Source organism: Bradyrhizobium sp. ORS 375 (assembly GCF_000239775.1).
Taxonomy (GTDB): Bacteria; Pseudomonadota; Alphaproteobacteria; order Rhizobiales; family Xanthobacteraceae; genus Bradyrhizobium.
In genome coordinates this window covers 21,055-40,178 of the sequence record NZ_CAFI01000104.1, presented here as the reverse complement: position 1 = coordinate 40,178, position 19,124 = coordinate 21,055, and the positions used below count along the sequence as shown (strand labels likewise).

General features: G+C 67.9%; 17 protein-coding genes. All 17 read right to left on the bottom strand.

Annotation, left to right across the window (positions count from 1 at the left end; translation table 11 throughout):
* A partial coding sequence (locus tag BRAO375_RS35660; RefSeq protein ID WP_201767532.1) for an eCIS core domain-containing protein occupies window positions 1–1,082 on the bottom strand: 1,082 nt, incomplete at its 3' end.
* Entirely contained in the window at window positions 1,079–2,464 is a 1,386-nt protein-coding gene (locus BRAO375_RS08985; protein WP_244423142.1) for an ATP-binding protein, read from the bottom strand. The genes BRAO375_RS08985 and BRAO375_RS35660, both read right to left, overlap by 4 nt.
* Window positions 2,416–4,065 (bottom strand): contractile injection system tape measure protein, encoded by a 1,650-nt coding sequence (locus BRAO375_RS08980; protein ID WP_009027148.1) that lies wholly within the window; start codon window positions 4,063–4,065, stop codon window positions 2,416–2,418. The genes BRAO375_RS08985 and BRAO375_RS08980 overlap by 49 nt, the downstream gene beginning before the upstream one ends.
* 19 nt (window positions 4,066–4,084) lie before the next feature.
* A complete protein-coding gene (locus tag BRAO375_RS08975) occupies window positions 4,085–6,145 on the bottom strand; it encodes a hypothetical protein (protein WP_009027147.1) in 2,061 nt (686 codons plus the stop codon).
* Complete coding sequence (locus BRAO375_RS08970; RefSeq protein WP_009027146.1) at window positions 6,142–8,196, bottom strand: baseplate wedge protein; 2,055 nt, start codon at window positions 8,194–8,196, stop codon at window positions 6,142–6,144. The genes BRAO375_RS08975 and BRAO375_RS08970 overlap by 4 nt, the downstream gene beginning before the upstream one ends.
* Before the next feature lie 6 nt (window positions 8,197–8,202).
* Window positions 8,203–8,376 (bottom strand): hypothetical protein, encoded by a 174-nt coding sequence (locus BRAO375_RS08965; RefSeq protein WP_244423141.1) that lies wholly within the window; start codon window positions 8,374–8,376, stop codon window positions 8,203–8,205.
* Between the two features lie 65 nt (window positions 8,377–8,441).
* Complete coding sequence (locus tag BRAO375_RS08960; RefSeq protein WP_009027144.1) at window positions 8,442–9,866, bottom strand: hypothetical protein; 1,425 nt, start codon at window positions 9,864–9,866, stop codon at window positions 8,442–8,444.
* A gap of 34 nt (window positions 9,867–9,900) precedes the next feature.
* Window positions 9,901–13,338 (bottom strand): baseplate J/gp47 family protein, encoded by a 3,438-nt coding sequence (locus BRAO375_RS08955; RefSeq protein WP_009027143.1) that lies wholly within the window; start codon window positions 13,336–13,338, stop codon window positions 9,901–9,903.
* Window positions 13,339–13,439: 101 nt separating this feature from the next.
* Window positions 13,440–14,282, bottom strand: a complete 843-nt coding sequence (locus tag BRAO375_RS08950) for a baseplate J/gp47 family protein (protein WP_009027142.1) — start codon at window positions 14,280–14,282, stop codon at window positions 13,440–13,442.
* A 3-nt stretch (window positions 14,283–14,285) separates the two neighbouring features.
* Entirely contained in the window at window positions 14,286–14,720 is a 435-nt protein-coding gene (locus BRAO375_RS08945; protein ID WP_009027141.1) for a contractile injection system spike tip protein, read from the bottom strand.
* Window positions 14,717–15,133, bottom strand: a complete 417-nt coding sequence (locus tag BRAO375_RS08940) for a GPW/gp25 family protein (protein WP_009027140.1) — start codon at window positions 15,131–15,133, stop codon at window positions 14,717–14,719. The genes BRAO375_RS08945 and BRAO375_RS08940 overlap by 4 nt, the downstream gene beginning before the upstream one ends.
* 72 nt (window positions 15,134–15,205) lie before the next feature.
* Window positions 15,206–16,843: a type VI secretion system tip protein VgrG gene (vgrG, locus tag BRAO375_RS08935; protein ID WP_009027139.1), complete on the bottom strand. Its 1,638-nt coding sequence runs from the start codon at window positions 16,841–16,843 to the stop codon at window positions 15,206–15,208.
* A gap of 10 nt (window positions 16,844–16,853) precedes the next feature.
* Complete coding sequence (locus BRAO375_RS08930) at window positions 16,854–17,561, bottom strand: CIS tube protein (RefSeq protein ID WP_009027138.1); 708 nt, start codon at window positions 17,559–17,561, stop codon at window positions 16,854–16,856.
* Window positions 17,562–17,563: 2 nt separating this feature from the next.
* Window positions 17,564–17,728, bottom strand: coding sequence for a DUF5908 family protein (locus tag BRAO375_RS37915; RefSeq protein ID WP_009027137.1), 165 nt, complete (start codon window positions 17,726–17,728; stop codon window positions 17,564–17,566).
* A 3-nt stretch (window positions 17,729–17,731) separates the two neighbouring features.
* Entirely contained in the window at window positions 17,732–18,184 is a 453-nt protein-coding gene (locus tag BRAO375_RS08925) for a phage tail protein (protein WP_009027136.1), read from the bottom strand.
* Window position 18,185: 1 nt separating this feature from the next.
* On the bottom strand, window positions 18,186–18,635 hold the full coding sequence (locus tag BRAO375_RS08920) for a phage tail protein (RefSeq protein ID WP_009027135.1): 450 nt from the start codon (window positions 18,633–18,635) through the stop codon (window positions 18,186–18,188).
* A 7-nt stretch (window positions 18,636–18,642) separates the two neighbouring features.
* Complete coding sequence (locus BRAO375_RS08915) at window positions 18,643–19,116, bottom strand: phage tail protein (RefSeq protein ID WP_009027134.1); 474 nt, start codon at window positions 19,114–19,116, stop codon at window positions 18,643–18,645.
* Window positions 19,117–19,124 lie beyond the last annotated feature (8 nt).

Here is a 19,124-nt window from a genome sequence, read left to right as displayed (position 1 = left end):
CCGATCGTCTTCTCGCGATACCCGTTCCATTCATGCATCGCGTCGCGATAATGTGCGTTGGCGCGCTGAAGCATGATGGCCGCCTCGCGCAGATCGCCGCGCTCGAGCGCACGTAGTCCGAGCTCGGCGGCATGCACGGGATGGGACCACATGCCGAGATAAGGCGGCGAGGTTTTCCCCCAGATGTCGGAGCCTATGCCGATCAGCGCCTTCGGCTTGCGCAAGACGTCGCTCAGCGACTCCACCCCACCGTGATACTCGGCAAGCATGTCGACCTGACTCTGTCGGCCGATATTGGCGAGATCCGACACGCGCTTCAGATCGATCCGGAGGTGCTGCGCACTCCGCGCTTTCATCGCCTCATACTCGGCCTTGGTGACGCGCTTCTTCCCGTCCGCGAACGGAACTTCGTACATCGTTTCGCCGGGAGCGCCTGGCGAAATGGGATCGCGGGCAAGCGCAACCGGCGAACGGCCTGCCACGCTGATCGGACCCGCATCCGCCGACACATCGCTCGCCACGGCGTCGCCCGCTCCCTTTGCCTCGGCCTCGAGCGCGGGAGAGGGATCGATGCCGGCCGCCACGCCGCCGCGCGACTGCTGCACGACATGCGCGAGCTCGTGACCGAGCAGCCGTTGGCCCGCCGAGCTGGCGAGGTCCGGTGCCGTGCGGCCGAACACGATGTCCCGGCCAACCGTGTAGGCGCGCGCGCTGACCGCCGCGGCGGAGTTCTGCGCCGGCGCATCGGCGTGGAGGCGCACGGCCGAGAAATCCTGGCCGAACTTCTCTTCCATTCGTGTGCGCAGCGCGGGCGGCATCGGCTGGCCGGGGCTTCGCAGCACGTCACTGACGGCACCGGGCAGCCCGAGCGGCGGCACGCCTGTTCCGAGCCGCTGCAGGCTGATGCGCTTGGCCGCGCAATGCGGACATGTCTCACCGGTTTCCTCGCAGCTGCAACTCCGCTGCAGCGTCATCGGCGCGGTTGCCCCAGACGCGAAGGAGACGGGCGGGGTCAAGGCCACACCCCGGCGCGGTGGTGCGGCGTGGCGCTGCGGCGCGCTGCGCGTTGCGGTCTGCTTCATGCAGCCTTCCCTTCCTTGATCATCTCGCTCCTGATCGCGGCGACCAGATCGTCGCGGCCGATCGGGCGGCCATTGTCCTTGAGCGATTGCAGCGAGGCGAGGCGGATCACGTTCATGATCGAGCCGCCGGACAGCGTGTAGTCGTGGGCGATCTTGCCGAAATCCAGGTCGTCGGCGAATTGCGCCTTTGGGGAGAAGCCCTGGCGCCAGAGCAGCTCGCGCTCCTCGGGACGCGGCAACGGGAAGTAGATCACGGATTCAAAGCGGCGCGCGAAGGCATCGTCGATGTTGTCGCGCAGATTGGAGGCGAGGATGGCGATGCCGTCGAAGCTTTCGATCCGCTGCAGCAGGAAGGCGATCTCCTGGTTGGCGTAGCGGTCATGCGCGTCGCGCGTTTCGCTGCGCTTGCCGAACAGCGCGTCGGCCTCGTCGAACAGCAGGATCCAGTTGCGCCCCTCGGCCTGATTGAACACGGCAGCGAGGTTCTTCTCGGTCTCGCCGATGAACTTCGAGACCACCATCGACAGATCGACGCGATAGACGTGGCGTCCGGTCGACTTGCCGAGCAGGCACGCTGTCATGGTCTTGCCGGTGCCGGGCGGGCCGTAGAACAGGCTACGATAGCCCGGCCGCAGCTTCGCCGCCATGCGCCAATCGTGCATCAGCGTGTCGCCATGCGCGATCCAGGATTCGATCTGGCCGAGGCCCTGGCGCGTCGCCGGATGCAGCACGAGATCGCTCCAGTCGAGCCGGGTCTCGATCAGTTGCGCCGGGAAATGCGCGCCGTAGCTCGGCCGACGCTGTTCGCCGCGCGTGAACAGCGCCAGCGCATCGTCCGACAGAGCGAGCCGCGCCTTCATCGCCGGCTCGTCGCTGCCGGAGGTCGCCGCGCGCAACAGGCCGCGCCGCGCGAACGGATGGTCGGGCTCGAACAGCGCCTGCAGGCGGAAGCGCGTGGCGAGGTCGGTGCCGCCGATGATGAAGGCGAGCGTCTCGCCGGTCGGCCAGAAGTCGCCGTCGGCGTCCTTGCGGACGCCGCCGAACTCGGCGAAGCGGCGGTCGAAGGTCTGGTTGCGGGTGAAGAACACGTCGAGCAGCTGCGGCCGCAGATGCGGCGCCAGCGCCAGCACCAGCGCGACGCGCTCGGCAAAATCGCAAGCGTGCTCGCGCAGGAACGCCGCGTAGGGCGAGGCCGAGTTCGACAGATCGGGCGGCTCGGGCGCAGCCGGCGCCGCGCCGTCGAGGTTGAAATACAGCTTGAAGCGCGCATCGATCAGCTGCGCGAGCCAGTTCAGCTCGGCGTCCAGATCACTTGCGTTCTGCTCCAGCGCGCTCACCATTCCACCCGCATCGCTGCCTGCATCCATGGCAATCGCAGCCATTGCAGGGTCCATGGAATTCTCTCCAGCAGCACGTCCGTGCTCCGCTGCTCCAGCCGCAGCAGCCACGCGCCATCGCGCGTGCCGAGCAGGCCGGGCCGCATCAGGAAGGTTTCGCGTAGCCCGGCCGGCGAGATCGTGCCGAGGCCGCTCGCATGGGCAATTGCGGCGTCCAGGAGCTGCGCGGTCTCAGCCGCCTCGTTGGCCGTAATCGGCTCGGCGATCTCGCAAGCGTCGAACGGCGGCAGGCCGCACAGCACCTTCGGCAACAGCAGCGCGAATTCTGGTGCATCGCTTTCGCCGGTCGCCAGATGGTGCAGCAGCAGCACGGCGCGCTGTTGCGCGGCGAGACTCGCGAAGCCGGTCTGCTTGTCGTCAAGCAAACCGCAGCGCGCGAACAGGCGCGGCAGGAACGGCCAGAGCAGGCAGATGCCGGCGGCCATCACGGCGTGGGAGTCCTCGAGGTCGGTGTGCTCACGCGCGCGAGGGGACGCGGACCGTCGGGCGCGCAGGCGCTCGGCCTCGGCGGCGGTCAACAGTCCGGCCTGGCGCAGCGGCTGGAGCACGGCTGACAATGCGGACTCGTAGGCTGGTCCGGTCGGAGCCTGCGCGAGCCGCGCCAACGCGGCGGCCCAGGCTGGCTGGTCCGGTTCGGGCAGCCGAGCCGCCAGCGGTGCAAGTTCGGCGTGCAGAGCTGTGAGGTGCGGATCCTGCGGCCAGTAGCGCAAGGGTGTGGCGATAACCGCGGAATGACGATTCCGCAGTTCAGCAAGACGAGCCGCGATGGCCGTTGTTGACGGAGGGCCTGCTGTCTCGATCGCAACCAGCAACGAGCTCAGCGGCAGCCCGGCTGCGAGCGCGATCGCCGTCAGGGCCGTCTCGACCATATCGCTGCGGGGCCCGGCACACGCTGCCTGCAGCAATCCGCGCCAGCGCGCGAGTCGCTGCTGCCGCAGCGTGAGATCGCCGATCGCGACGTGCTCCAGCAGTGTTGCCAGCTCGCGCAGACCGGCGGCGCTGTCCGGTGCGACCGCAGCAACGATGCGCTCCAGCGTGGCCTCACTGAGGTGGCCGATCAGACGGTTCATGGCGGTGGGATCGCTGATGAAGCCGCGCAGGCTGTGCGCGAGCCCCGCGGGCGATCGCCGCAGGGCGTCGTTCGCGGCACGGTCGAGCAGGTCGCGATCGCGACCGTCGCACCACCATGGCAGGGTGCCGGTCGCGACGAAATGATCGATCACGAGCAGCGGCGCCGCGCCGGCGTCGGGTTTGGTCCGGCCGGCTTGTCCCGCGCCGCTGGACGGATCTCCGGTCCGGCGCGCCGTCGCCGCCGATTGCAGCAATGCAGCCGGAAGCTTCGCGGCGATCTGGGCCGGAAGATCACGCGGCAGCGTGGCGGGATCGAGCCGTCCGAGATCGAGCTCGAGCCGGTCGATGCGGATCAACTCGGCCCGCGGTGTCATCTCGTCGAACAGGCGCTCCAGCAGCGGCGTCACGGCTTCGCGGATCGCGTCGGAGACGGCGGCGCTGATGCGCGCGGCGCTCGCGGCGCTGCCGACGGTCACCTCGACGATCTCGCGATGGATGGTGTGGCGCTGGGACATGGCGGCGCGATCGAGGCTCCTAATTCGGCTTGAGCGTGACGGGGGCGGTCGCGGAGAGCGTCACCGTCGCGGCTGGCGGGGTGATGCGCGTCGCGGTGATCGAGAAGCTGATATTGGCGTTGATCGGATCGGTGATGAAGGCGAGCGTGTCGCCATTGCCTTGCTGCGCCGCGCCGATCGATGCGCCTGCGGCGACGAGCTGATAGGTCATCTCGGGCTGGGTCCTGTCGACGAGGATCCGCGTGCGGTTGCCGGCCGGCACCGCTGCATCGGCGGCCCGCACCGGGCACGATGGATCCGGCTTCACGGCAACGACAAAGCGCAGCCGCCGCCGCACCGGAATCGGCGCCTTGCTCGTCGCCGACAGCACCAACACCGTGTCGTTGGCAATCGCGGTCGAGGCGAAGTCGAGCGCCTGGCCGTTGCCGTCGCGGGCCGCGCCGATGGCGACATCGTTCGGTGCGGCTTCCTGGAACAGGGCGTAGCTGTCGCTCGCTGTGCTCGCGGGCACGGTGACATGCGCCGTGCCGCCGCGATCGATCAGTGCGGCGGTCAGCTGCGCCGCCGGCACGGCGGCGATGACGACCGGGTTCGGCAGATCGATGCCGATGCGGCTCTGCGCCTTCATTGCAGCGACGGTCCAGGACGAGCCGATCGCGGCCGCGCCGGTGTCCACGACAGGCGGCAGCGGCGGCTGGCCCTCGCGCGTCACGGCGAAGTCGACCTCCAGCTCGAGCGCGCCGATGCCCTTGCTGGCGTTCGGATCGTCCGGGCTGCGCTGGTGCACATAGGCCGGCAGGATATTGCCGGCGGCCGGGTTGGTTCGAGGCGTGTAGAAGACGCCGGGCTGGCCGCCGGCGAGCGTCATCGCGCCGTCGCTCGCCTGTCCGGCCAGCGTCACAGTGACGCCGAGCTCCGGCCTGGGATTCGGGCGCACCAGCACGGCTGGCATCTGGCGCAGCCAGATCCAGGAGGAGAACGAGGCCGTGCCGGTCGCGTGGGCCTTGCGGGCCGCGATCGCGATGACGCTGTCGGCGGTCGCCGCCGGCAGCGTGAGCCGGAGGTCGGCATTGCCACCGGGCTGCCAGTCGATGCCGAGCGTGAAACCCTGCGGCACGACACTCGGATCCGCCGCAAGCGATGGCAGACGGATCATCGCGTCCGGCTGTGATGGCACGGGCACGGCGAGCAGGCCCGGCCCGGCAGCCGCGCCTTGCGCGAACGCCGCGTCGGGAAGCGGCCAGATCACGGCGCGATAGTCGACGCCGCTCTGGGCCGCGGCGAGCTTGATCTTCGGCACGGCCTGGTAGTCGACGATCGCGCCGGGCTCCGGCGTCAGCACCAGATCCGGATTGGCTTTGACGTAGACGCGCAGGCGAATGGCGAGAATGTTGGTCTGCGGCGGCCGCGCCAGCGCGGCATCGAACGTCTTGGTGGCGCGGATCCTGATCTCGGTGTCCGCCTGCAGCGGCTTGCTCGGCAGCTCGATCGGTCCGCCGGTGCCACGAACCGTCTGGTTTCCGAGCGAGACGATGTCGTCCTGCGCGGCCGCAGCCACGTCGTCCGGATGGGCCGGATCGCCGCCGGCGAAGCGGACCAGCCGGTAGTCGACGCCGTCCTGGCTCGCGGGCAGGCGCACGGTCACGGCGGCGTTGTAATCGAGCACGCGCGGCGACGGCCCGTCCGCGGGCAGCAGGATCGCTGCCAAAGACGCGTCGAGCCCGACTTTCACGCCGGCTGTCTCCAGCAGGTCAGCCTCGCGTCCGCTGGGCGCACGCGCATGGATCGTGAAGGTGATATCGTCGCGGATCGGCGGGGTCGTCAGCACCACCGCGCTGCCCGTGCCCTTGACGACGGCGCCGAGCGCATCGCCGGTCTTGTTGCGCAGTCCGTAGTCGACGCCTTTCTCGCTGCTCTCGACCTTGATCGCGGCGGTGTCGTTGAAGGCGACCGTGAGCCGCTCGTTCGGCACCGGGAGATCGCGGACCGGATAGGTCTCGCCGAGCCTGAGTGCGTCGAGCATGCGATTGCGCGCCTCGCGCAGACGCAGCACCGTGCCGCTGCTGGTCGGGCCGGTCATGGCGAGGGTCCTGCAGTGGCCGGCTTGACGCCGAGCCGGTCGGCAAACCGGTGCTGCCGCAACGCCAGCAGGAGATCGTCATAGGTTGCCGCAAAGGCCGCGAAGGAGGCCGCGTCGAGCCAGAGCAGATAGGCGGTCAGATGGGCCGGTGTCTCCTCCCGGACGATGCGCTGCACCATGGTCTCGAGCTCCTTCAGGCGCGACGGGAACACGAAGGTGAGCTGCGCCGTCCAGGGATCGTCGCGCGGGGCCGAAGCGAGCAGCGGCAGGGCATTGATCTCGTCCTCCGGCAGCGCGCGCAGCAGGATGTGCTCGACGAGCAGGAATTTCGTATCGGTGTCCGACGGCCAGCCGAGCCGCAGCCGCACCCGGTCGATCAGCGCCGGCGATGATCCCGGTGTGAGCAGGTCGACGCCGGTGCCGCGCGCCGATCCGAGCTCGGGCATGCGCGCGAGGAATTCGCGCTTGGCTTCCAGGAGACGCGCGGTCGCGGTGTCCGCATCGGGCGGCGGCGGCGCTCCCGGCAGCTGCGGATCGTCGGTCACGGTCTCGGCGAACCGTCCGAGCAGATGGTTCAGCAGCCGGTTGCGCCTGTTCAGGGCCCCCGGCGGCTCGATGATCTCGGCCAGCTTCTCGGTTCCGAAGTCGACATCGAGAATGGAATCACGATCCGGATCGTCGCCGACGAGCTGCGCGGCATAGGTCCCGGCCGAGTCGTCATTGATGCTGAGCAGCGAGGCGACATGACCGAGCTGGGCGAACTCGTTGGCCAGCAGCTGGTCGAGCACGGCCAGATAGCCGCGCAACTGATTGGCCGCGGCCTTGCGCGCGTCGTCGGCGGAGTCGGGCAGGGTGCCGTCACCGACGCCGTAAAGCCGTGGCAGGTCGGTCTCCAGCGGCAGATAGTTTGCGACATCCCGCTTTTGCCCGGGCCGCGGGATCAGGTCGCGATCGCCGGCGTCAAGCGCGGGGAACAGGCTGGCCGTGCGCGCGCGCGTATCGAAGGTGCTGATCACGCGTGCGACGTCGACGGTGACCGGCTGGCGATCCTTGACGAGCTCGATGCTGCTGGCGGTCAGATCGAGCCGCGCGGCGCCGCTCTCGTCGAGCGTCAGCGACCACGGCTCGCCGGTCGGGCTGCCGGCGCGCGCCAGCAGGATCCAGCGGACGGCGCGCACGCCCGGCACGCTCATGATCGCGTGGATCACGTCGGACGTATGCAGCGCCACGCGCCGCTCGGCGCCGGGCAGGGTCGCGCGGTCGATGAAGCCGCGCAGCAGCGGCGGCCCCTCGAAGATCTCATCGCTGCGCGCCCCACGCGCGAGCGCCTCGTCGAGCCGCAGGAAGCCGATGGAGGGCGAGATCAGCGCGCTGACCCGCTCGAAGATGCCGAGCAGCACGTCGGCGCCGTTCTCGGTTTCGCCGATCTCGACCGAGGCGCGCACCGCCACCGGCATCGGGTCGAGCATGACGATGTCGTCGAAATCCTCGCAGAGCGGCCGATTGGCATGAAGGCGCCTTGCCACATCGAGCCGGATGACCGACGCGTCGCGGCCCTGGAGATCGGATTTTTCCACCAGCACGCGCCAGAGACCGCGGGGGACGACGGGCTCGCTGTTCGCCGACGGCGTGGACTTGCGGTCGATGGCGATCGTCCTGGCGGCAGGATCGTATCTGAGTGGCGGCGACGTGCCGTCAGCCCTGACGATCCAGGCATTCTTGACGCCGGGAACGTCGAGCACGACGCGCCTGAGATCATCTGCTGTCACCGCCCTGCAGGTCAGCGCCTGCGCGGCGGTGAACAGGCCGGTCGCGGTGTTCTTGCCTGCTTCGGCGAGCAGGTCGGGAATCGGGTGGAAGGTGCGATAGCCGAGATCGCTGAGCGCGTAGCACATCGCCTCGAGCAGCGTGATGCCCGGATCATGCGCGTTGAAATCGGTCCACTGGTCGCCGGCGAGACGCTCCAGCTCGGACAGGCCCTGCCGCAGCAGGGCCGTGAAGTCGAGCAGCGGATGCTCCGGCGGTCCGGTGGCGATCGAGATCGCGTCCACGTTCGTCTATCCTTCCTGGCTCTCGCCGAGCTCCTCGGACAGCACCTGGATGGCGCCGCTGATGCGCAGCAGCGTCTCGCGCAGGTCGCGCACGCGCGCCTCGGCCTGCAGCAGCTGGCTCTGGCCGTTGGCGAATTCCTCGCGCAGCTGGCTCAGCCGGTCCCTCAGGCGCGCTTCCATGCTCGATGCCTCCGTTTCGGGCTGGCCTTCAGTTGTTGGGTTGGTCGTGCCGACAACGAACATGTTCACCTCCCATGGACCATGACGAGAATCTCGCCCTTGCCGCTGGCGAGCGACGTCAGCGCCTTACCGATGATCGCGCCGGCGCAAGTGGCGGGATCTTCGGCCTTCTGGGCGTGACCGCGGGTCGCGCTCGTCGTCAGCAGGTCGCCGGCGGCGATCGGCGCGACGTCGGCGTCGACCTTGCACGCGACACGGCCGCAGAGCGCGATCGGCACCTCCTCGGATTCGATCCCCAGGATGAAGGCGGCATCGCCGGAGACGATCCCGACCGCGCGGCGATCCACCGCGCGATCGCAGCGGACGATCTTGCGATCGTGCTCGTCGAACACCGCGACGTCGCCGGGCACCAGCGGCTCGGCGGCCGGGAAGCGCTCGGCAACGTCGAGACCGGTGGCCTGGAAACCCTGCTTGATGAAGACGGTGCCGGAGGAGTCGAGCCACAGGTTGGGCTCGCCGCGGATGCCGTCATTGCCGTAGCGGCCATTGGGCGAGGGATGACCGATCTTGATGGTGTGCGCGCCGACCGTCTTGAACGGCCTCAACGAGGTGGTCTCGCCATTATCGACCACCAGACGGTCGTCATTGCGGATGCGCAGACGCACCGCGCTCGGCGAGTTCACGAAGGTCATGCCATCACCGCTGGTGGCTTGCAGCAGCGCGTAATTGCCGCCGTCGCCCTGGTTCAGGGTGGTCACGCCGACATGCATGAAGCCGGGGTTGGCGGGCCATGGACCGATCCCAAGGGATCCGAAGCGGGCGACCCCCGCGACCTCGAGCAGGTTCGCCGGCGACACCGTGCCGATCCCGACATTGCCGTTCGCCGTCACGATCATGCGGTCGCCATTCTTGATGCGCAGGCGGATGGCCGTCGGCGAGTTCAGGTAGGTCGTGCCAAGGTCGGTGCCGGACGCGCTCTGCAGCAGCGCATAGTTCTGGTCGATGTTCTGCTTCAGCGTCGTCACGCCGATGAATCCATATTGCCCGGGGTTGGCCGGCCACGGGCCGATCGCAAGCTGCGCCGCCTTGATGCGACCGTTGACCTCGAGCGCCTCGCTCGGCTCGACGACGCCGATGCCGACCGAGCCCGTCGCGGCATTGATCGCGAGACGGCTCACGCCATTGGGATCGTTGAAGGACAGGCCCGGCTTGCCGGTCTGGGGGTCGGCCGGGTTCGCGCGCGGACGCAGCGACAGCGTCCAGGCGGGGCTGGGATCGGAGATCTGCATGTAGAAGTTCAGCGCCTTCTCGGCGTCACCCACCGCCTCGATCGACAGCGGCTCGCCGCCGGCGGGCTTGATGACGCCGTCATCGCGCTGGTTGAGCACGCTGTCGATCAGCTGGGAGAACTGCTGCTCGGTCGGGATGGCATTCTTGACGAAATAGGATTTGAGCGCCGCCCGGGATTTCTTGTTGTCGTCGATGTTCATTTAAAACCTCGTTGCCGCCATCACGTGTGAACCGCTAGCCAATGATGAAATCGAGCTCGACCTTCATGTAGTTGATGCCCTTGAACTGATCGGCCGGGTAGATCTCGTCGGCGATCAGATCGATCTCGTGCCGCCGCGCGGCGACCAGCACCGCGTCGGGCCGCTCGGAGCCGACGCTGTCGCCGTCCGGGCCGCCCGGCGTCGCCAGCGTGAACGTCTCGCCGTCCTCGCTGGAGAACAGCTTGATGCCGGCGACGTAGTCGACGTAGTCGCGCTGGTCGATGAAGTTGACGATGCTGCTGGCGAAGATGCGCCGCCCGATCATGATGTCGGCGCCGTCGTCGAACGCCCATGGCGACAGGAAGCGGTTGAGGTCATCGTTCAGCCGCTGCTTCCACAGCGCCGGATTGCTCTGGTCGACGAAGCGCACGCCGACGCGGATGCGGACCTGGACATATCTGGCGTTCTCGACGCTGAGCCGCGCCGAGCCGGGCAGCAGCGGCGCCAGAAAGCCTGCGATATCGGCGAGCAGCGCCGACGAGGCCTTTGGCTCGAACGGATCGAACAGGCTCTTGCCGCGGATGTTCGGGATCACGATCAGCCTGACCAGGCCCAGCGCGTCGCGCCGGTCCATCGCTGCCTCGTTTGAGGTGGCCGGCAGGCATTTCACCTTGTAGATCTCGGGAAAGCGGCGCAGCACCAGACGCTCATAGTCCCACGCGGTGACGGCGCGCTGCTTATGCCGCAGACGTTCGCTCGCCGAGGCATAGAAGCCGGCGGGATCTTCCGCGGGCCGTCCGCCGAACGAGGCATAGGGCTGGCGAACTGCAGCGACGCCGGGCAGCGGCGCGAACAGCGCCTTGATGGTCTTGGGCGGCAGCGGGGTCAGGTCCACTGCGCCGGCATCGGCCAGCTCGCGGGTGGCGAGCGCCGCCTGCGGATGGATCGCGATGCTGTCGCACACGGCGCCGGCGCCGAGCGGCACGCTGGCGCGCAGCCAATACGGCCCCAGCGGAAGCCGCGCATCCGGCGTCGCCTGGGGAAGGGCGAAGGTGATGATGCCGGAGTTGATCAGCCCGCGGGTGCCATCCTGCAGCACGGCCTCGCCGGGCAGATCGACCCAGCCGTTCTGATCGAGCACGCTCCAGCGGGGTTGGGAATGTTCCACGTCGACGTTGGCGCTGCCTTCGGCCATCTGGAACAGCAGCGAGAGCGTCTCGGGAGGCCGCAGGCCGTCGAGGCCGATCAACAGCTCGCCTTCGTTGCCGTAATCGGGCAGCAGCGGAAAGCCGCTCGCGGCGGCGCTGGCCTCGGCGATCCCGAACGGGTGCAAATGGAACAGCATGTCGGTCGCCGGGCCCTGCTCGTAGGCCTCCATGCGGACCTCGTGGCCGGCGAGGACATCGAGCGTGAGCGACTTCAGCTTGGGTGTGTAGGGCAGGCCGACGGTGTAGTTCGCGGCGTTGATGGTGCCGCCGTTCTTGGCGAACACGGCGGTGTCGACGGCCAGCGCGATGGCCTTGCTGGCGGCCAGCGCGGGATAGTCGCGGTGGCCGAAGCCCGTCGACAGCTCCAGCCGCAGCGCATGCGGCAGATGACGCGCCGTCGCCGTCCCGGACGATGTGAGCGTGTAGCGATGCAACGCATCGCTGACCGTTGCGATCTCCAGCGTCTGCGGTTGACTGGCGTCCTGCTTCAGGGTCTCCGTTCGTCCCCTCTTAGTGGAGACGAACAGCGCGCCCGCCGAGGCCTGGGGCGTGACGACCGGGCCGTCGATCAGGCCGATCTGCGCGCTGATCGCCTTCATATCCTTCGGGTAGCCCGCATAGTTCGCGTCGAGATCGGAGGGGCCGCCCATCCAGTCGAGCCGCAGCTTGAGGGCGCGCAGCCGTTTGTTGTGCAGATCGGGATGTCCGATCCACAGCATGGCGCCGGCATCCGGCTGCGGCCCGAACGGCTCGAACGGCCGCTTGCCGTCGAGCGGGCCGAGATCGTTCTCCAGCACCAGCGGACCAAGCGGTTCGCCGCTCCTGGCCGGCTCGACATAGGACCCCGCGGCCGCGCGCATGTGGATGCGCGCCAGCCGCAGCGTGCGCAGCCGCGCGTAGCGGATCACCCAGCGGCCGAGCGTGCCGTCCCAGATCTGGCGCAGCATCAGCTTGACGGCCGGCCAGGGACAGGAGGCGAGCGCCTGATCCGCCGGCAGCGGCGCGACCGCTGGGAGCGCGGAGGGGAGCGTCAGGCGAACGCGCAGGCTGATTATCTTGGTCGTCCCCGGGACCGGCGCGACGTCATCGAGCTTGCCGTAGTCGATGCTGGCATCGCCCGTGACCTCGATCTTGTCGGCGCCGAGCGTGAGCCAGCCGTCGGCCGTGCTGATCTGGACCGAGAAGGGTTGTTCCGCCCCGACCACGATCGGGCCGCCGCCATCATCGATACAGCCAAAGATGAGCGTGATCTGCCGCGTGCCGGCGCTGAGCGCGAACAGCGGTGACCCGATCACGAGGCCGATCGTTTCAGGCGGTGGCTGGTCTTGCGATTGAACGGGAGGCGCTGCGCCAAAGGTCTTCCAGCGGGTGTCGAGCTCAGCGCTGGGATGCACCGTGCGCGCGTCGGCATAGGCGTAGAGATTGAGCCAGTCCTGGCGCTGCGGCTTGGGGTCGGGCAGTTGCGTGCGCTTGCGCGAGGCGCGCTCGAGGATGTCGTAGCTCTGGCTCCATTGCTCCGACGTCGCGGTCTTCGGCGCATCGGCAACCGCCTTGAGGACGCCGAGGTCGGCGGCGGTCACCCAGTCCTTCAGTTCCTCCAGCAATTGGGCCGTCGCGATGCTGGCGGACGCGCCGGCGGCATCGCTGAGGATGAGCCTGAGGCCGGCCGCGGGGTCGGCAGCCGCCTCGCGCATCTTGCGCAGCGTATCGCGACGCGCGGCGAATACCTTCTTCTGCAGGGCATCTTCGAGCGCGTCATAGACCATCTGCCAGGCGTGCTCGGTGACTCCAGCTTCCGGCTGATCGGCGGTCGCCATGACAGCGGCGAAGGATTCGGCCGGCATGAACATGTAGGCTTCGAGATTGCGCACCGCGGCTGCATAAGTCTCGATCGAGGTCGTGCCGGTCGGGGTGAAATCGATGGTCCCGATCGCCTCCTTCATGTTCGCGGCGAAATCGGAGGGATCCGTCACCTTCAGCCGGTATGTCGAATCGTTGCGCGCGTCCTGGCCGGCGTGCTCAAGCAGACCATTGATGACGCGCCAATCGGCATCGGAGCCGCGCTTCAGATCCATCATCGTGACGAAGGTCGCGACCGCCATGTGCAGCTTCTGCTGGATCGCGTCCTGCACGTCCTTGCGATAGCGCTGGACGTAGAGATCGTCGACGGTCGTGATCTCGGTCAGGCCTGCGAAGCTCGGCGCGCCGTTGAGCGCTGTGGCGAGGTTGGCATTGAAGTCGCGCGGATTGACCGGGTTGAGCACGAAGTTCGGATCGTGGCGCGCGTCGCGGCCGGCTGCTTGCAGGATCGCGTTGATCTTGGCCCAGTCGGTGCCCGCATTGTCGCGCGTCCGCTTGCGTTCGATCAGCTCGCGCAGCTCGTAATGCTGCAGATGCAGCGTCTTTGGCGCGAACGCGACCAGCGCCGCCAGCGATTGCAGCAGCGGGTAGGTGACCGGCTTGCCGGCATAGAGCGGCAGCGGCCCCCCGGCGCGGGCTCGCCCAGCGCGAGTCGAAGCATCGCGATGAAGCGGTCCTCCTTGGTGCCGAGCGCGCCCTTGCGGGGGTCACGCGCTTCGGCAAGACCAATCAGCAGCTTGTCGGTGAAGACGGTCGCGAGCCGGCCGATCCTGGCGCGATTGACGACCACGTCGGCATCGGTGCGGAAGAAGCGCTCGCGCTTCGCTTCATCGCGTCCGGCCGGCAGCCGCGTGCCCGCGGGAATCCGTGTCGCCTGGGTGCCGTTGGCGAGATCGAACAGCACGAACACGCGGTCGGGCACCGGCGGCTTCGGCAAGAGCCGCAGCACGTCGCGATAATAGTAGTCGAGATGGCGGGGGACGAGCCCGTTCAACGCGTCGCGGGCGGTGCCCAGCAGCTTGAACAGCGCCAGCAGCAGCACGAAATGTGGCCGGCGCAGGCGGTCGTCCGCGCTTGCCGAGGGGTTCTCGATGAAGGCGAGAATCTCGTCGTCGCTCAACTCGCCCAGCAGGCCCGACCAGTCGCCGGCCGGGTCGTTGCCTTCATCGTAATAGATGACGTGCTCGCTATAGCCGCGCAGGAATCCCAGGAGGTCACGCGTGGTCCGCTCGTCGACGCCGACGCCGTCGGGAAAGCGGTCCGAGATGATCCGCGTCGCCTGCAGCCGGGCGAACTGGCTGGTGCCGTCACGGCGGGGCGAGGGGATCTCGGTGGGCGTGTCGGCCATCGCTCAGCCCGCCTTCACTGTCGTATCGGTAGCGACGAAGCTGCCGCTGCCGCTGTAGGTCGGAGTCGGATCGGGGATCGGCGAGCCCGGTCCGGGCGGCGGCTGCATGGCAGGCACGTTGACGGTGAAGCGCGCGGTGAAGGTGCCCCCCTTGAGCAGCAGCTTCTTGCCGCCGGTCTGCGAGGTCTGCGCCTGCTGGTTGCCGGCAAGCGCGGCGATCGTGAGCGTGCCGGTGCCGGGTATAGAATAGGGGCCGGCGGTGTACATGCAGCCCGCGACCGAGACGCTGCTCTCGTCGCCGCCGACGCAGGCGAGCTTGCCCGTGACCTTCGCCTTGCCGCTGGCGGTGATCGGACCGGGACGCACGACCACCGTCGCCGCGCCGAAGCTCGGCTGGAAGGTGGCCATGTCGCCATCGATGACGATCACGTCGCTCACGGTGCCGCTCTCACTGCCTCGTTGAGGTAATAGGGGTAGACCATGTTGAAGCGCGAATTGTTGGCGCGGACGGTGTAGCGGATCGCGATCAGCACGAGACCTGGGGTCTGGCCGTCGCCGGTGACCTCGACGCCGTCAAGGCGAATGCGGGTCTCGTGGTAGAGGATCGCGTCGGACACCGCTTCGCGGATCGAGGTCAGAAGCGTCTGGTCGATCTCCTCGAACATGTAGCGCGAGACGTCGCAGCCGAAATCCTGCCGCATCACGCGCTCGCCAAGCGCGGTGCCGAACAGGATGGTCAGGCTCTGGACGATATCGTCCTCGCCGGCGACGGTGGCAACGTCGGAGCCGTTCGGCCCGAACTGCGGCGGGAACGCCCAGCCGCGCCCGAGATAGCCCGCGGACTCCGTCATGTTCGCCTCACCCGCTGCTGACTGCCATCACGCATGCTGTTCCTCCCGCAACGCCACGTCGCTTCGCTCACATCAGTTCAGATCGATCGTGCTGCCCTTGATCGTGACGGCTCCCTTGGCCTGAATGACGAGATCCTTGCCCGACTCGATCGTGATGCCGCTCGCATCCAGGGTGAGCTTGTTGTTGTTCTTGTCGGACAGCGTGATGCTGCCGCCATCGTCGTCGACGATGATCGTGCGGCCACCCGGCGTGCTGATGGTGATCGACGGCTTGTCGGCTTCGGACAGCACGATACGGGTGTCCTTCTTGCCGATCAGGCCCTTCTGCTTGGCATCGGTGAACCCCTCGGGCAGCTTGTTCTTGGCGCCCCAGAGCCGGCCGAGCACGATCGGATGCCGCGGATCGCCGCCGAGAAAGCCGACCAGGACCTCATCGCCCGGCTCGGGCCGGACACAGAAGCCGCGCTTATCGCCGGCATCGGGAGCTGCAATACGCGCCCACAGCGGCTTCGGTGGCTCGGTGAGCACCGAGGCAACGTTGACCTGGATGCGGCTGTCGCCATCCGGATCTTCCTCCGACGAGTCGGGAATGGTGCCGAGATGCAGACCCGCGATCGGCGGCAGCAGGCCGCCGGCGTCCATGTTGGCGAGGTCGGGGAGGCGGCCTGCAGGTTCGGCGGACAGGCCGAATTGCAGGTCGGTCGAGAAGCCGTGGGCGTCGAGCCGATGGCGCACGCCGGTCACCAGCACCTTGCCGTTCAGCAGATCGCCGAAGCCATCCAGCGCGGCGATGTCCATCGGCTTGGCCTCGGGAAGGCCGGCCACCGACATGCGGCCGCGGATCAGCGCCAGCCTGGCGCGGGCGGCGCGCGCATTCGACCACGCTTTCACTTCGTCGGGTTGCAGCGGGACCATGTGGGCGAGATGGAGGGGCGCCATGCCGAGGTCATCGCCGACCGATGCCGTTCCGATCTCACCTTGCGGCAGGCTCAACGGCTCGGCCGTCGCGGGCTCCGCCGGCGCCAGCTGCTTCGGATCCCAGGCCATGCCGTCGACGCTCGGCGCCTGGCTCGCGACGTCCAGCTCGAAATGCAGGTCGGTGATCGGATCGAGCCCGAGCTTGAAGCTGTGGGCGGCATCGCCGTCGACGGCGAGCTTCTTCAGCGACACCGCGCCATCGATGGCGACGACGCAGAGGCCTTCCGCATCGGCGCGCGTCAGGATGAAGTCCCAGTCGGTGCAATCATGCTGAACCAGCGTCTTGTGCGTCGGCGTCGTGTCGGGCGCGTCATCGACCGTCAAGGTTGCGTCGCTGACGATGGCGCGGATCGCGTCGCTGTCGGCGGTATCCGTCCAGATCCGGCTGTGGCGCGCCCCGGTCAGCTTCACGGTCTTGTCCTTGACCACGACGTCGAGGGTCGGGAGACCGTCGCGGGTGTGGACGGAGAACGCGGTCACGACGCCCTTGAAGACGCTGACATCGTCTTCGCCGGCGCGGCGCAGCTTGATCTCCACCTCAGCCGCCGGCTTGAACGGACCGCCGGCCATCAGCGGCGTCTCGTCGGCCACGGCGCCCTTGGCATGGATGGAGATGATCGCGGTCGGAATGCGGTTCACGGCGCGCGTCACGTCGATCGACCGCGGCGCAAAGCCCGGCGGCAGCGCAGAGCCGGCGACCAGGATGGTGGGAATGGTGAAACCCTCCGCCACGTCCGGCCCCTCAGCGCGACAGGGGCGGGAAGATCAGCGTGCGGCCGGGCTCGAGGCCACGCAAATGATTCAAGCCATTGGCACGCGCAACGTGCGGCGTATGCACCGTGCTGCCATAGACCGCATGAACCATCAGCGGCAGCGTGTCGCCGCCGCGCACCAGCCGCGCGTGCGACACGTCGGGCGAGGTGAAGCCGAGCTTCGACTGCTGCTTGGCGACGTCGTCGTCCGCCGCAAGACTCAGCACCAGCTCGGCGCGCAGCGGCGCGCCGTCGCGCTCGAAGCTCGTGTAGTTGATGGTGACGGTGGCGAGCCGGCAGTTGAAGCTGAACTTGCCCCATTTCAGGTTCAGGTAGCTCGGCTCGTGGGTGTCGCTCTGCGGCTGGTAGGCGATGGCGAGGAAGCCGTCGATGCGGTCCTTCACGCTCTTGGTGTCGGAGAACAGGTTGACGAGGCCCATCTCCTCGACGCCTGTGCCGTCGAGCAGGAGCGTCAGCTCGATCGCGCTCGGCTCGGTTCGGATGAAGGTCGCGACCTGCTCGGCGCCGCCGGCGGCCTTGCCGGGCTCGAACAGGTTGCTGTTGGTCTGGCTCAGCGTCTGCGGATTGAACATCGCCACGAACGGGGAGCCGTCGATCTCCTTGCTCTTCGAACGCTTGGCGTCCGTGAAGGCGGAGATCTGCAGCTTCTCGAGCTTGAACAGGTCGGGAAAGCCCATGCTCAGCGCTCCTTCTCACGACGCAGGATCCGCAGCGTCTCGTCGACGCAGGCCTGCACCAGCGCGTCGCGGTCGAACGTTGGAGCGTTGGCGCCGGAACTGCGCTCGCCGGCCTTCTGCGGATCGACGACGGCGCGGATGATCAGCTCGCGGATTTCGACGGGCATGGCTCAGAGCCTCATGATCTGCATGCGGGTGTAGGCGAGCTCCATCGTGTCGATCACGACGCCGTTCTGCCCGGCATCGAGATCTGACGTCGCCCAGCGCACCGGATAGGTGTTGAGGAACATCCAGCCGGCGGTCGGCGCGCCATCGTCATCGAACAGCGTCACCAGCACGTTGGAGGCGGAGAACTTGAACAGCGACAGCGAGACGTTGAACTCGATGTCGAGCGGCGAGATCAGCGGCGCGCTGCGCTCCAGCACCAGGTTCTGGTAGCCGATCGTCTCGGGAAAGCGGTGAGTGTAGAGGTTCTGGCCGCCTTCGGCATGGGTCTTCAGCGACACCGTGGCGCCGAGGCCCGACACCTTCTGGAAACGGATGTCGATCGGATTCGGCACGAGGCCGCCGACGAAGAAGAACACGCCGAAGCGGAAGCTTAAGGGAAGATCCTTGACTGGCATGTCACAGATACTCGACGGAGATTCCGCTGGCGATCAGGTCGATCGTCTCGACCGCCACCTGGGTGCTGTTGACGTCGAAGCTCGGCGCGGAAAGCTTGACCGGGATCGCCTCCTTGACGTGCCAGACCACGACGGGGCTTCCTGCCTCGTCGCACAGGCTGATGGCGAGCGCGCGCGCCGCGGGTGGATTGGCGGTGAGCCATTGCGACAGGAAGTTGCCGCCGCGCATCACGCCCTTCTTCAGCGTCACCGTGCTGTGGCTGCGCTTGGGAACGCGTGCCACATCCTCGCCCTCCCAGCGGCTGAAGCCATGGCGATAGGTCACGGTCTCATATTCGCTGGCGAGGCCCGACACCTCGACGAAGCTCGCCGAGTCCGAATCCACCGCGACCTGGAAATTGTAGCCGGGCAGCGGGTAGCGCAGCTTCTGCGTCGCCTTGTCGTCGGGCATCGCGCCATCATCCCTCGGTCATGGTGATCGCGTCGGCGCGCAGCTCGAGCGACTCGACGGCGACTTCGTTCGACTTGGCGTCGAAGGCGGGACCGTCGAGCTTGGTCGGGAACGCGTTGATGACGGTCCAGCTGATCACCGGCTTGCCCTGCTCGTCGCAAAGCCGGATCACGACGTCCTTCTTCTCGACCTGGTTCAAAGCGACGGTCTTGATCCAGCTGTACAGCGCCGAGACGCTGGCCGAGCGCGCGACGCCCTTCTTGAGCGTGACGTTGACCGGCTGCGGCTGCGACGGCATGTGGATGATCCGCGGACCGGCGCTGCTGCCGCCCGTCTGGCTCTCCTTGAAGGTCGTGACCTCGTAGTGGATGGACAGGCCCGACACTTCCGAGAACGCGACCGCGTTAGGGCCGATCTCGACCCGGAAGTTGTACACCGGTAATGGATAAGTGGCCTTGATTTCGCTGGCGCTGACAGCCATCTCTGCGC

Coding starts and splice junctions, on each gene's coding strand:
- BRAO375_RS08985 (WP_244423142.1), bottom strand. CDS start 2,464: ATGGCTGCGATTGCCATGGATGCAGGCAGCGATGCGGGTGGAATGGTG.
- BRAO375_RS08980 (WP_009027148.1), bottom strand. CDS start 4,065: ATGTCCCAGCGCCACACCATCCATCGCGAGATCGTCGAGGTGACCGTC.
- BRAO375_RS08975 (WP_009027147.1), bottom strand. CDS start 6,145: ATGACCGGCCCGACCAGCAGCGGCACGGTGCTGCGTCTGCGCGAGGCG.
- BRAO375_RS08965 (WP_244423141.1), bottom strand. CDS start 8,376: ATGGAAGCGCGCCTGAGGGACCGGCTGAGCCAGCTGCGCGAGGAATTC.
- BRAO375_RS08960 (WP_009027144.1), bottom strand. CDS start 9,866: ATGAACATCGACGACAACAAGAAATCCCGGGCGGCGCTCAAATCCTAT.
- BRAO375_RS08950 (WP_009027142.1), bottom strand. CDS start 14,282: ATGGCCGACACGCCCACCGAGATCCCCTCGCCCCGCCGTGACGGCACC.
- BRAO375_RS08940 (WP_009027140.1), bottom strand. CDS start 15,133: ATGACGGAGTCCGCGGGCTATCTCGGGCGCGGCTGGGCGTTCCCGCCG.
- BRAO375_RS08930 (WP_009027138.1), bottom strand. CDS start 17,561: ATGGGCTTTCCCGACCTGTTCAAGCTCGAGAAGCTGCAGATCTCCGCC.
- BRAO375_RS37915 (WP_009027137.1), bottom strand. CDS start 17,728: ATGCCCGTCGAAATCCGCGAGCTGATCATCCGCGCCGTCGTCGATCCG.
- BRAO375_RS08925 (WP_009027136.1), bottom strand. CDS start 18,184: ATGCCAGTCAAGGATCTTCCCTTAAGCTTCCGCTTCGGCGTGTTCTTC.
- BRAO375_RS08920 (WP_009027135.1), bottom strand. CDS start 18,635: ATGCCCGACGACAAGGCGACGCAGAAGCTGCGCTACCCGCTGCCCGGC.
- BRAO375_RS08915 (WP_009027134.1), bottom strand. CDS start 19,116: ATGGCTGTCAGCGCCAGCGAAATCAAGGCCACTTATCCATTACCGGTG.